General features: G+C 49.6%; 10 protein-coding genes. 5 read left to right on the top strand and 5 right to left on the bottom strand.

What is annotated here, in order from left to right; translation table 11 throughout:
• Positions 1 to 3: 3 nt before the first annotated feature.
• Positions 4 to 717, bottom strand: coding sequence for a pyridoxine 5'-phosphate synthase (locus tag OCV81_RS00520; RefSeq protein WP_148327715.1), 714 nt, complete (start codon positions 715 to 717; stop codon positions 4 to 6).
• Positions 718 to 824: 107 nt separating this feature from the next.
• Between OCV81_RS00520 and OCV81_RS00515 the strand changes: the two genes are divergently transcribed.
• Positions 825 to 1712, top strand: coding sequence for an NAD kinase (locus tag OCV81_RS00515; RefSeq protein WP_148327714.1), 888 nt, complete (start codon positions 825 to 827; stop codon positions 1710 to 1712).
• A 100-nt stretch (positions 1713 to 1812) separates the two neighbouring features.
• On the opposite strand, the gene OCV81_RS00510 is transcribed toward OCV81_RS00515, so the two are convergent.
• Genes OCV81_RS00510 through OCV81_RS00500 form a run of 3 tightly spaced genes read right to left on the bottom strand, consistent with a single transcriptional unit; the run spans position 1813 to position 7170 of the window.
• The gene (locus tag OCV81_RS00510; protein ID WP_148327713.1) at positions 1813 to 4881 is read right to left on the bottom strand and encodes a chondroitinase family polysaccharide lyase; all 3069 of its coding nucleotides are present in this window, start codon (positions 4879 to 4881) and stop codon (positions 1813 to 1815) included.
• Positions 4882 to 4938: 57 nt separating this feature from the next.
• Positions 4939 to 6594 carry an AMP-binding protein gene (locus OCV81_RS00505; RefSeq protein WP_022353475.1) on the bottom strand — a complete coding sequence of 552 codons (1656 nt, stop codon included), beginning with the start codon at positions 6592 to 6594 and terminating at the stop codon, positions 4939 to 4941.
• A 21-nt stretch (positions 6595 to 6615) separates the two neighbouring features.
• Positions 6616 to 7170: a helix-turn-helix domain-containing protein gene (locus OCV81_RS00500; protein WP_148327712.1), complete on the bottom strand. Its 555-nt coding sequence runs from the start codon at positions 7168 to 7170 to the stop codon at positions 6616 to 6618.
• Positions 7171 to 7263: 93 nt separating this feature from the next.
• Between OCV81_RS00500 and OCV81_RS00495 the strand changes: the two genes are divergently transcribed.
• Together OCV81_RS00495 and OCV81_RS00490 are read left to right on the top strand one after the other, a co-directional pair.
• A complete protein-coding gene (locus OCV81_RS00495; protein ID WP_148327711.1) occupies positions 7264 to 7653 on the top strand; it encodes a hypothetical protein in 390 nt (129 codons plus the stop codon).
• Positions 7654 to 7686: 33 nt separating this feature from the next.
• Positions 7687 to 8823 (top strand): Gfo/Idh/MocA family protein, encoded by a 1137-nt coding sequence (locus OCV81_RS00490; protein WP_148327710.1) that lies wholly within the window; start codon positions 7687 to 7689, stop codon positions 8821 to 8823.
• A gap of 13 nt (positions 8824 to 8836) precedes the next feature.
• Here the strand turns inward: OCV81_RS00490 and proB are convergent, their stop codons facing one another.
• Complete coding sequence (gene proB / locus OCV81_RS00485) at positions 8837 to 9928, bottom strand: glutamate 5-kinase (protein ID WP_148327709.1); 1092 nt, start codon at positions 9926 to 9928, stop codon at positions 8837 to 8839.
• Positions 9929 to 10373: 445 nt separating this feature from the next.
• Here proB and OCV81_RS00480 point away from each other — a divergent pair, with 445 nt between their 5' ends.
• Together OCV81_RS00480 and OCV81_RS00475 are read left to right on the top strand one after the other, a co-directional pair.
• Positions 10374 to 11156: a Cof-type HAD-IIB family hydrolase gene (locus OCV81_RS00480; protein ID WP_148327708.1), complete on the top strand. Its 783-nt coding sequence runs from the start codon at positions 10374 to 10376 to the stop codon at positions 11154 to 11156.
• Positions 11157 to 11335: 179 nt separating this feature from the next.
• Positions 11336 to 13759, top strand: a complete 2424-nt coding sequence (locus OCV81_RS00475) for a TonB-dependent receptor (protein WP_262639837.1) — start codon at positions 11336 to 11338, stop codon at positions 13757 to 13759.
• Positions 13760 to 13763: the final 4 nt, after the last annotated feature.

Below are 13763 nucleotides of genomic sequence, written 5' to 3'. Positions count from 1 at the left end.
AATTTAACGAAGGCAATTTTTATATTCTTCAATGGTTTTCTTCAATCCTAAATACAGTGCATCGCATATCAAGGCATGACCGATAGAGACTTCATCCAACCAAGGTATATGTTCGTGAAAATATTTCAGATTCACCAGGCTCAAATCGTGTCCTGCATTCAACCCCATACCCAACTTGTGCACACGGTCGGCAGCCGCTACAAAAGGAGCAACCGCTGCTTCCGGATTTTGAGGATAAAGAGAGGCATAAGGTTCCGTATACAACTCAACTCGGTCTGCACCTGTCTTAGCCGCATATTCAATCATTTCCAGATCCGTTCCCACAAAGATAGAAGTACGTATACCCGCTTCTCCGAATGTATCCATCAGCTCGGTAAGGAAAGACTGATGCGTTTTGGTATCCCATCCACAATTAGAAGTAATCTGGTCTGGCGCATCCGGGACCAAAGTAACCTGAGTGGGTTTCACCCTCAACACCAAATCGACGAACTCCTTCGAGGGATATCCTTCGATATTAAATTCGGTTTTCAACACCGGGCGCAAGGCATACACATCGGCATAACGGATATGCCGTTCATCCGGACGTGGATGAACCGTAATACCTTCCGCCCCAAACTGCTCGCAGTCCAGTGCTACTTTCTCTACATCAGGGTTGTTTCCGCCTCGTGCATTTCGAAGCGTAGCCACCTTATTTATATTCACACTTAATTTAGTCATATTGCACGATTTTTTATATCTTTGCGTCAACAACGTGCAAAGTTAGCAGGTTTTACGAGAAACTTGCCATGTTTATTCTTAAAAAGATTGATAAAAAACCACCCTATATGCAGCGGAAGATGAAATTCGCCCTCTTTGGAAATACGTATCAGGAACATAAATCAGCTCACGTGACCCATTTGCTGGAAATCCTTCGCCGGAAGGAAGCACACATTTGCATTCACCGTGAATTCTACGAGTTTCTGCGTCTGCATACGAGCGCGGATTTAACCGGTTTGGAAATCTTCAACGGGCACGATGACTTTACTGCCGACATGGCGCTCAGCATCGGAGGAGACGGTACGTTTCTGAAAACTGCCAGCTTAGTAGGGAACAAAGAAATTCCCATATTGGGTATCAACACCGGCCGCTTGGGATTTTTGGCCGATATTACCCCCGACCAGATGGAAGAGACCTTCGAAGAAATCCACCAAGGAATGTACTTGGCCGAACCGCGAAGGGTCTTGAAACTGACCAGCAACGGCCAGGTACTGAAAGGGTATCCCTACGGACTGAATGAAATTGCCATCCTGAAACTTGACAGTTCTTCCATGATTTCCATTCGCGCATACGTCAACGGGGAATTACTGAATGTGTATCAGGCCGATGGACTGATCATTGCCACTCCAACGGGATCCACGGGATACTCCCTCAGTGTGGGTGGCCCGATTCTGGTTCCTCAAAGCGGAACCATCAGCCTGACCGCCGTAGCCCCGCACAGCCTCAACGTACGCCCCATCGTGATTCGGGATGACTGGGAAATCACCCTGGAAGTGGAAAGCCGCAGTCACAATTTTCTGATTGCCATCGACGGCCGCAGTGAAACCTTCCGCGAAGGTAGCCAACTGACCATCCGACGGGGTGAACATTTCATCCGCATTGTGAAACGCTGCCATCACTCTTTCTTCAACACCCTGCGCGAGAAAATGATGTGGGGAGCCGATACCCGTATTTAGAAAAAATTGATTGCATAACCACGATACACAAGCAAGCCGGGGCGCTCTTTATGCACTCCGGCTTGCTTGTTTGGTTTTATTCTTTGCTTACATCCACATTCTATTTACTCAACTGTACATCGTAGCTTTTTCCTTCCCGGCACGTAAACCGTAACACGGTCTGTTTCTTATCAGCCTTCAGCACTTCCACAGCCGGATGAGGAGTCACGTTCCATTTTCCTTTCAAAGTGAGGGTGACCGGGATTTCCTGACTCTCGTTGTCAATCCAAGGACGAGAATAAATGCTGCGTTCTATTCGCTTGCCATTCTCGTCAAAAGCCTCATCGCTGGGGCCACGATAAAAAGCCATATCCGGCTGAGCCACCGTCAACACCAGTTTCTTCTTATCCACCTGTTTCACCATGGCCAGACAGGAAGTGTCTGCTTTCTCGATAAAATCTCCCGGCAAACTCTTCTGAGGCGTTTCAAACAAAACATAAGAAGTCAGATGCTCGGCTTTGGAAGTTACGATATGCGCGTTCCGGTCTTTCTGAAGCACTCGATAAGTAGGGTGCTTGGCAAACTGCGTCAAGGCCGCCTCATCCGTCTGAGGCAATACGGCATATTCATACGAAGTTCCTTTCGGGGCTTTTCCATGATTGAATACCAGCGAAACCCAATCGCCCGACGTTGGTTTCACACTGCGTTCTCCCACTGTAACTTGCGGGAAATGCTTTTCAAACGAAGCCTTTCCAGGTACATAATAACCGATTCCATTCGGAGCCAGATACGTATGACCGTTGTCGGTCCATTTATTCCAGTAAGCCTTTTCTTCTGGCGTAATGGCAGCCAACTGGAACACCGTAGTTTCAGTTGGATACTCCTGATTGAGGTTTTCTATGTCTGAACCCAAGGCCACAATCGTATTTCCAAAGAAATGATAGGATATCCACGCACGGTGTGAGCCGTTGTACTTGTCATGTTCATGCAACTTCATGCCAAAATTGCCATTCTCGTGCTCTTGCGAAAGTCCTCCCGCAAATGCTTCATCTGAATACAGCATTTCTTCCATGCCTGAGAAAGCATCCACGTTCAATACCCGGGCACGCAACTGGTCAAACGGCAGATGAATGGAAGTAACACCCGGAATCCGGTTCCAATCGAAGCCGTTTTCCTGCCACCCACTGGTCGTAAAGGTCACTCTTTCTCCCGGTCGGGCCGTCAGCACCTGCATGCTGCCATAACCCAGATAACGTCCGTAGAAATTCGCATCCAGGTAATGCTCGGCATCCCAAAAATAACGAGAAAAACCACGTACGACTGCCGCCCAGTTGCTCCGACGCTGTACAGACACACAGCCGTATCCCAACGCCAAATTTCCTTGCGGGTCTTTTTCCGGCGCAAAGCCTGCCTTCAGCAATTTCTTTTCCAGTTTTCGTTCCAGTCCGGCCGGTGCCTGCGGCAAATAATCCGGTTCATTCACTCCGGGTTTTACAGGCTCTCTCACCAGTCGAAGGTAAGCTGCCGCCATCTCTGCATCGTATTTTTCTTTTCCGTCCGGAGTACCCGAAATCGCCATCATGGCATATTGCACCGGAATCAGTTTCCCTTTTCCGTTGGGATGACGTCCCGACATGGACAAAGGAAACTGTTGCTGGTTGCAATAGAAACGCATGGCCAGCAACACATTCTTTACCGTCTGATGCGCCAGTTCCGATACCGCAAAGGTCGTTCCGCTCATCAGGTAAATCATATTGGTCGCTCCGTCCAGTCCTCCTACCGCGTAGGCCGGATAATTGTTCCGGTGATGGAAAGCAGCCCCGTCACTCTTGAACGCCCCTGCCAATCCCGGTGCCGGCCGACATCCATAATCAATCCAGCGGGAAAAAGAACGCAGGTAGCGCAACTTTTCCGGCGTATCTTCCATCATCAGGATACTGGCAATCCGTCCGGAAGTCTGGGTATTAAATGAATCCATGTCAATACCGTTTCCGGTCGGTTTGGCATATACCTCGTTCGTGATGGCATACCAGCGCATGGTCGCTTCCGCTTCTGCCAGACGGTTTTCTTCCCGCAACACGTCTTTCATCAGGAAATAAGAGATATACAAGTTGCGCACGCTGTATCCGTAATGATGAATATTACCCCAGCAGCTCCCGTAGGCTACTCCCTGGTCGGTAATGTGGGCGTACATGGCCATGAATTTCTGACGCATTTCCTGCTTTACCTCCGCATCCTGTGCGTTATGATACGCCACGGCAATGGCTTTCATCAGGTCAAAATAGGCCTTCATCTCCATGCCCAGTTTAGTAAACATATCCTTGTCCCAGTGTGGAATCATTCGCTCGTAAGCTTCCGACTGACGCACCATAAAGATAGGAAGTCCACTCACCTTTCCATTCTTATATACAATGTGATAAGCCTCGTATTTACGACGGATATTGTCAATCTGTTTTTGGGAAAGTTTGCCCGGCGTATAAATCATGTCCCGGTAGCGCTTCTCCATCAAGTGCATGTCCTGAAGTTCTTTCTCAGACACCGGTACCAAAGGCAGGTCGGATTTCCACAACGAATGCGGATAAATCACCAGCCAGTGATTCGTAGTACCTTTGTGCACAAAAGGTACCTGCACATCAGCCGCCTGCTGACGGGCATCCACCTTGCTGGCCGGAATCAAATGGTCAATGAACAGTTCTCCTTTCACATCCGGCGCCACCACGCGCAGTTCGTTCATCCCTTCTTCCGGTGTCCCTTCCATGTCGCGCTCATAGCACACCCATGCTGCACGCCATCCGGTAAAGTTGATGCCAAACGGGAAAGACGTACACACCTTCCCATCTTTCAGAAACTGAAAGGTAATTTTTTTATCAATGGCTTTTTCATTATACACCCATACAATAAAAGCAGACAAATAGGTATCCTTTCCCGTAGGATCTTTCGGTTCAAACTTCAAATCCTTCTTCAAGGAAAGCACTGCTCCCGGCTCATACGTCCATCGCAGGGAATGCGTGCCATCCTTGTAATGCTCCTCAGTGATTGACAACTTCGAGTTGCTTCCAGAAAGTTCCTGTGGCACTCCCTCCTCAAAGGAAAGTAGCCGTTCATGCTTTACCACCTGAGCTCCCAAAGGCCCAGAAACTGCAAAAATGCATAATGCAGACAACCAATTAATAAAAAAACTACCTTTCATCCCGATAAATTAATTCAAATTTTTACGTAATGATGCAAAGATAGTATTTTTTATCATTTACGCATTGTCTTTTTCTCGAATTTCCACCCGGCGGATTTTACCGCTGATGGTCTTCGGCAATTCATCCACAAATTCGATGACACGCGGATACTTGTAAGGCGCCGTCACCCGTTTCACGTGGTCTTGCAATTCCTTCACCAGTTCCGGCCCGGCTTTCTGCTTGTAATCCTTTGCCAATACAATGGTTGCTTTCACTACCTGTCCGCGAATTTCATCGGGCACACCGGTAATGGCACATTCCACCACCGCTGGATGGGTCATCAGGGCACTTTCCACCTCGAACGGGCCGATACGGTAGCCGGAGCTCTTGATGACATCGTCGGCACGGCCCACAAACCAGTAGTAACCGTCCTCGTCACGCCAGGCCACATCACCGGTATAATACACCCCGTCATGCCATGCCTCGTGCGTCAAGGCCGGGTCGCGATAGTATTCCTTGAACAGTCCCAACGGTTTGCCCTTGTCGGTACGCACCACAATCTGCCCTTGTTCTCCATCTTCCGCCGAACGACCGTCCGGTTTCAGCAAATCAATGTCATACTGCGGATTGGGCACACCCATACTGCCCGGTTTGGGTTCCATCCATGGGAAAGTGGCCAGGGTCAAAGCCGTTTCCGTCTGACCGAAACCTTCCATCAGCCGGATACCCGTGATACGCTTGAAAGTTTCATACACCGAATAGTTCAGAGCCTCACCCGCTGTGGTACAATATTCCAGCGACGACAAGTCGTACTTCGACAAGTCTTCCCGAATCAGAAAACGGTAGATGGTAGGAGGCGCACAAAGTGAAGTGATGTGATAGTCGTGAATCTTCTGCAGAATATCGGCCGGCGTAAACTTCTCATGATCGTACACAAAGATATTGGCCCCCGCAATCATCTGTCCGTAGAGTTTTCCCCATACGGCCTTTCCCCATCCCGTATCGGCAATGGTGAAATGCAGGCTGTCTTCATGGAGGTTATGCCAGAAACATCCCGTGGCAATGTGTCCCAACGGATACGTGAAATCATGGGCCACCATCTTCGGTTCACCGGTCGTACCCGAGGTGAAGTACATCAGGGAAATGTCGTCGTTGGTATTCACATGAGCCGGACGCACGAAAGGAGGAGCCGCTTCCATCCCTTTATGGAAGTCTTCAAAACCTTCCGGATATTCAGGCCCCACGCTCACCAGCCGTTCCACCGTCGGCGATTCCGGCATGGCATCCAGGATATGTTTCGTGATGACCGGTTCGCCGGCAGCCACAATCACCTTGATGCCCGCCGCCTGGCAACGGTACACAATGTCTTTCTTGGTCAGCAAATGCGTGGCCGGAATGGTGATGGCCCCAATCTTGTGCAAGGCAATGATGGAAAACCAGAACTCATATCGGCGTTTCAGAATCAGCATCACCTTGTCGCCATGCCCGATACCCAGACTTTGAAAATAAGAAGCCGTCATATCGGTATATTTCTTCAAATCCGCATACGTAAACTGAATGTGCTCGCCCTTGTCGTTGGTCCAAAGCAACGCGTTCTTTTCCGGACGTTCTGCCGCCCAAGCATCCACCACATCATAGCCGAAGTTAAAGTTCTCCGGCACCTTTACCTTAAAATGCGCGATAAAATCCTCCTGCGAGGTAAAATGCGTCTGTTCAACAAATCTTTCTAACATATATTTCTTCAATCTTAATTTCTACATTACAATTGCCAGGAATTTCACAGCCTTTCCGTCGAGGGCCTTCATGCCGTGCGGAAGGGAAGAATCAAAATAAAGGCTGTCGCCCTGTTCTAGAATCAGGTCTCTCCCATTGATGCTGAGCAGCATCCGGCCTTCCAACACCATGTTGAATTCCTGACCGTAGTGGGTATTATAATAAATAGGTGTATCTTCCGGCTTCGGCTCCACGGTTACCAGGAAAGGATCGGCCTTACGGTTCCGGAAACCGGAAGCCAGTGCCTGATATTTGTAGGCCTTCGTACGTTCTACCGAGATGCCGGTTCCCCAGCGGGTCAGAAAATAAGAATTCATCTTGGGCTCTTCCCCAAACATCAGCACATCCAACGGAATGTCAAATTTCCGCGCAATCTGCTGCAAAGTGCTGACGGCAATGTCAAACTCTCCCGACTCAATCTCACGATACTGTTCTACCCGCAGTCCGCAGCGGTCGGCCATTTCTTCCACACTCAGTTCCAAGGCATCGCGCAACCCACGGATGCGTTCCCCTATTTGTCTTATTTGCTCGTCCATAGTTCGATTTTTTAGTTCTTCGCTCAAAATTACGAAAGATTATGAAAAAGCAAGAAAAATATTTCGAACTTTGCAAACGAAAACCTAAAAACCATGATTCGACAAGATTATATCATACGCATGATTCAGGAAATCTTCGCCGCCATCGCGAACCTGCTGCTCCGCCGGAAACGCATCAGCCAAACGGACTGGGAAGAATATGAAAGCACGGCCCGGCAAATACTGGGAGTGACACCCGAACAATTGGCACAAATGGAATGTAAAGAGCTGCTTGACCAATACCACGAAGACAAAGACGGAATCGAAAAAATAGAACTGGCTGCCATGATGATGCTGAAAATGGCGGAAGACACGAAAGACATCGTACCCAAAGCCCGCCTGCAACAAGAAGGAGTGGCCCTGCTGAAGTACGTGCAAGCGCACGGAAACACCTACTCCCTGCCTCGCGAACTGCTCATCCAGTTTCTGGAATCCAGACACTGACCCGTATTCACCCTACTTAAAACCTTTCAATCAATGGAAACGCTCAAAATCGCTTATATCGGCATGGGATACCGCGGCAAGCAACTGCTGGCTCTCTGCCGTCACATTCCTTATTTCCAGATTACCGCCATTGCCGACCCGGAAGCACGGGAAGAGGTGTATGGCGTGCCTTGCTACCACCGGGGAGGCGACGATTATCAACGGATGATTGCCACGCATGCCCCGCAACTGGTGTTCATCGCCTCACCCTGGCAACTGCATGTGACGCATGCCTTGTATTGCCTGAAAGCCGGTTGCCATGTGGCGCTTGAAATCAAAGGAGGACTCTACCTGCACGAATACCAGCCTCTACTGGAGGCTGCCGATGCCTGTGGAAAGAAGGTGTTTCCACTGGAGAACACGCTTTTCCGGCAAGAGGTACTGGCCATGTATAACCTGGTCCGGGAAGGGGCATTGGGGGAAATCGTACACCTGCGCGGCGGCTACCGTCACGACCTGCGCAACCTCCTGCTGGACGACAAGGGAAATATGGGCAACCGGAAAAAGACAGAGAGCATCTGGCGAAGCAAGTTTTACCTGCAAGAAAACGGGGACCTCTATCCTACCCACGGGCTGGCTCCACTCTGCCTCATCGCTGGCATTCCCCGCAAAGACCGGCTGGTTTGCCTGACTTCCTTTTCTTCTAAAGCAGCCGGACTGCACCAGCGTATCCGGGAACTGGGAGGAGACGAACAGTTGGCAGTTGCTCAAGGAGACATCGTCTTGACACAGCTGGAAACGGCTTCCGGCGTACTCATCTCGCTCACCCACGACACGACCTTGCCGCGTCCACGAAGCCTCGACCTGGAGGTACAAGGCACCAAGGGTATCTGGCAGGGGGAACTGCGACGCATCTACCTGGAAGGCAGGAGTCCACACGAAACCTGGGAGCCGGATACACCTTACCTGCAACAATATGCACATACGTACTGGAAACGCTGGGGAGAAGAAGCGCTCCGTCTGGACACACACCACGAGGGCATGGACTACATCATGCTCAAGGCACTGGAAGCGGACCTGAAACAGGAACTCGCTTACCCGGCCGACCTGCGCGACCTGGCACTCTGGACTTCGGTCACTCCGTTATCCATCCAGTCTATCGCCGAGCACAAGACCGTTTCCATGGAATGAGGACGATTCAACCTCACTCCAGATAAAGGTAATCATAGTGTACCAGCGGCTTCTGTCCGTGACGGCCGACCAGCAATACAGCCTCGGCAGAATCGGCCGACACACGGCCTACCCCGATTTGCTGTCCCTGTTCGTCCATAATACGCACGATGTCGTCTTTCTCAAAATCACCGGCCACCCGCGTCACCCCTACCGGAAGGATACTGGTCGCCTTGCTGCCCCTGACGGCCTCCACCGCCTGCCGGTTCAGGTGCAACTCACCTTTAGCAAAACCTTCACTGTGGGCAATCCATTTCTTGACGCTCGACACCTCTGCCGGAGCGGGGAGGAAACGCGTACACACCGTCGTTTCAGGACGGCACAACAAATCGAGCAGGATATTCTCTTTCTTTCCGTTGGCTATAATTACCGTAATGCCTTCATCGGCCACCTTGCGAGCAATGGTACTCTTGGTGAGCATGCCTCCTCTGCCGAAACCGGATTTCTCGGTCTGGATGTAGTCGGAAAGGTCTTTCCCCCGCTCCACGGTACGAATGACCGAAGTACCCGGCTGCGAAGGAGAGCCGTTGTAGATGCCGTCGATGTTACTGAGAATAATCAGTGCCTGCATGTCCATCATCGAGGCAATCATGCCCGAAAGCTCGTCGTTGTCGGTAAACATCAGTTCGGTGACGGAAATCGTGTCATTCTCGTTCACAATGGGAATCACCCCGTTTTCCAGCATCACCCGCATGCAGTTGCGCTGGTTCAGGTAGTGGCGGCGGGTAGAAAAACTCTCCTTGGTGGTCAGCACCTGCCCCACGGTAATGCCGTGTTCGCGGAACAGTTCGTAATACCGGTTAATCAGTTTGGCCTGTCCCACGGCAGAAAAGAGTTGCCGCTGGTCCACACTGTCCAGCTTTTTCAAGGGTTTCAGTTCGCTTCTTCCGGAAGCCACCGCTCCGGATGACACCAATACCACTTCCACTCCGACCTTATGCAGTTCGGCCACCTGGTCGACCAAAGCCGACATATGGGTCACATCCAATGTCCCGTCCCGACGGGTCAGCACATTACTGCCTATCTTTACGGCAATCCGTTTATATTGATAACTTCTGTTTTCCATGATTTGTCTTCTATCTTCGCAACAGCATATTTTCCGCCATTGCTTTCAAACATATATTATTTTAATTATTTTCCGCAGCAAATGTAATAAATACATCGGATAAACAACACAATTTATCATCCTAAAAGGATATTCGAGTGAAAGGCTGTCTTCCGCCTGCCCACCGATTGGGAAAAACGCAAGCCCGTAAATGCCAATCTTTCTCTGATTTCTTTACGTTTCCGCACTGGGAAACGTAGGTTTTCCAAAGCAGAAACGTAGGGTTTACGGGCAGGAAACATAGGGTTCCGCCACGGAAAACGTAGAAAACAGCCATCCCCTTATGCATTATCGCACCGGAGATTTGGAAAAAGAAAATAGGCATCCATCCGCGATTATAGAACGACTTGTGTACCTCCTCTGTCGTTTATTCCTTATCTTTGCACGGACTTTTAATACACGAAAAATGGTAAAAGCGATATTCTTTGATATTGATGGAACATTAGTTTCTTTCCAGACTCACACCGTGCCGGAGTCTACCCGCGAAGCCCTGCGACTTTTGAGAGAAAAAGGTATTAAGGTATTCATTGCCACCGGCCGTCCAAAGACATTGATGATGGATGCCGTGGGTGACCTGGATTTCGACGGTTATGTCACACTGAACGGAGCACATTGCTTCACGGCAAATCATGAGGACATCTACAAGGGCTGTGTGCCGCAGGAAGACATTGAACGACTCATTCAGTACCAGCATAATCATCCGGAAATGCCGTTCGTTTTTGTACACGACAATACCTGGTTCCTGACCCACGAAAATGAGGCGGTCCGTGAGATTGCCCGACTCATCCACATCGGCATTCCGGAAATCCTCCCCATTGAAACAGCCAGAGACAAGGAAATCCTGCAAATCATGGGATATTTCCCCGAAGAGAAAGACGAAGAAATATTTGGAAAGGTGCTGACTCACTGTGAACCCATGCGCTGGCATCCGCTCTTTGCCGACATCATTGCACGGGGAAACAGTAAAAGTCACGGTATCGACCAGATATTGGCTTATTACGGCATTGACCTGAAAGATACCATGGCTTTCGGCGATGGCGGCAACGACATTCCGATGCTGAAACATGTAGGTATGGGAATTGCCATGGGAAACGCGGCTCCTCACATACAAGCTGCGGCCGATTATATCACCACCTCAGTGGATGAGGAAGGTATCATGCAGGCATTGAAGCACTTCCATATCCTGTAACAGTCCAAATTCTCTAACCGTAACCCGTTACATTTCATAGGACAAACTACACAACACCTACAAATAGGTATTTATACATAGTCTAAATTACCCATATTTGGCGATTGCCCCACCCGGACAATCGCCTTAATTTTGCACACAGAAAATTAGTCCTGAACAAAAAATACGAGTTACAGTAAATGAGAAATTTATCTTTTTCGCGGGGAAGCGAAAATTTGAAGTGGGGTGTACTTTTTATATTATTGGGTGCTTGTGTCTTATCTCTTTCTGCACAAGGCCGTTCACTACTATCTGGAAAAGTTCTTTCTTCGGACAAGAGTGTCATTGACTTCGCCACGGTGTACCTAAAAGGTACGCAATATGGCTGTACAACCAACGAAAAAGGCTTGTATCATCTGAAAGCACCCGCCGGGAAATACACACTGACCGTTTCCGCCATCGGGTTTGAAACTGTAGAAAAAGAAGTGGAAATCCTGGCAGACGGACGTAGCAAACAAAATGTAATCTTGAAGCCGTCAGTCACCGAGCTGGATGAAGTCGTAGTCGTTTCCAACGGAGTCGGACGTATCAAGCGCTCGGCCTTTAATGCCGTAGCTGTAGATACGCGTGAATTGCAGAACTCTACCAAAAACTTGAGTGAAGCGTTGCAGAAGCTTCCGGGAATGAAACTGCGCGAGTCTGGAGGTGTGGGCTCGGACATGCAGCTGATGCTCGACGGCTTCAGCGGCAAGCATGTAAAAGTATTTATCGACGGGGTGCCACAAGAAGGGGCAGGAACAGCTTTCGACCTGAATAACATCCCGGTCAACTTTGCCGAGCGCATTGAGGTATATAAAGGTGTGGTACCCGTAGGGTTCGGTACCGATGCATTAGGTGGAGTTATCAACATTGTAACCAACAAACAGAAGCGCAACTGGTTTCTGGATGCGTCGTACTCATATGGCTCGTTCAACACACATAAATCGTATGTAAACTTCGGGCAGAGTTTCAGAAACGGACTGACATACGAAATCAATGCGTATCAGAATTACTCAGACAATAATTACTATATCAATAACTGGGTGGAAGAGTTCAACCACGAAAACAATACGTCTGTCAGCGATGAAAGTAATATACAGCGTGTAAAACGATTCAATGATACATTCCACAACGAAGCGGTCATCGGAAAAATCGGCGTGACAGGCAAGAGCTGGGCCGACCGATTGATGTTCAACGTGGCCTATTCGCATTTCTACAAAGAGATACAAAACGGCGTGTACCAGGAAATCGTGTTCGGACAGAAACACCGTCACGGCTTTTCGGTCGTACCTTCAGTGGAATACCGCAAAAGCAACCTTTTCACCAAAGGACTGGATGTGACGGTGACGGCCAACTACAACCATAACCTGACCACCAACGTGGATACGGCAATGTACAAATACAACTGGTTGGGCGACCGCATCCCCCGTTCGACCGCCGGCGAACAGAACCACCAGTTCAGTGAGCAAATCAACACCAACTGGAATGCCACCTTTACGGCAGTGTACCGACTGGGCAAGATACATTCTTTTACGTTCAACAACGTGTTCAGCACCTTCCGCCGTACAGGACGGAGCCTCATCGAAAAGAACTCGGTGCTGGAGGACTTTGACGACCCTACCAAAAACCGGAAAAACATTGCCGGTCTCTCCTACCGCCTGATGCCTTCGGAAAAATGGAACCTGTCGGCCTTCGGAAAACATTACAGTTCCTACAGTGAGGGTACGGTACAGATAAGCGACAACAGCGTAGGAAACAACACCCGGGTGTCACAAAGTGTCCGTTCCTTCGGATATGGAGCGGCAGGCACGTATTTCCTGGGGAAAGATATCCAGCTGAAGCTCTCGTACGAGAAGGCACTGCGCATGCCCAGCACCCAGGAATTGTTTGGTGACGGCGACCTGGAAGCGGGAAAGGCCGACCTGAAACCGGAACGCAGTGACAATGTGAACCTCAATGCCAGCTACAGCAAGCAATGGGGTAAACACGGACTGTATGCAGAAGGAGGACTGATTTACCGCCACACACAGGATTACATCAAGCGTGACCTTTCTACCGTAGGAGGTACCAGCTACGGTAGCTATACCAACCATGGCCGGGTAGAAACCAAGGGATTCAATATCTCCCTTCGCTACAGCTACAGTAACTGGTTCAGCATGGGCGGCACTTTCAACAACCTGGACATCCGCGACAAGGAAAAGAAACGGGCGGCCAGCAGCGGACAGAATGCTCTGACCTACGGGCAGCGCATTCCGAACCTGCCCTACCGTTATGCCAACCTCGATGCCAATTTCTACTGGCACGACCTGTTTGCCAAGGGAAATACCCTGACATTAGGATGGGATTGCTTCTACCAGCATGAGTTCCCCCTGTACTGGGAAAAGTTCGGTGATCCTTCTACGAAAATCCGGGTACCGGAACAGGTTTCACACAACCTGTCTCTGAGCTACAGCATCCGCAACGGACGCTATAATCTCTCACTGGAATGCCGGAACCTCACAGATGAAAAGCTGTACGACAACTTCAGCCTGCAAAAAGCCGGACGAGCCTTCTATGGCAAATTCCGGATATATTTTGGGAATTAATTTA

Source organism: Phocaeicola fibrisolvens (assembly GCF_025567125.1).
In the GTDB taxonomy this organism is placed as follows: domain Bacteria; phylum Bacteroidota; class Bacteroidia; order Bacteroidales; family Bacteroidaceae; genus Phocaeicola; species Phocaeicola fibrisolvens.
This window is presented reverse-complemented; position numbering and strand designations above follow the sequence as displayed.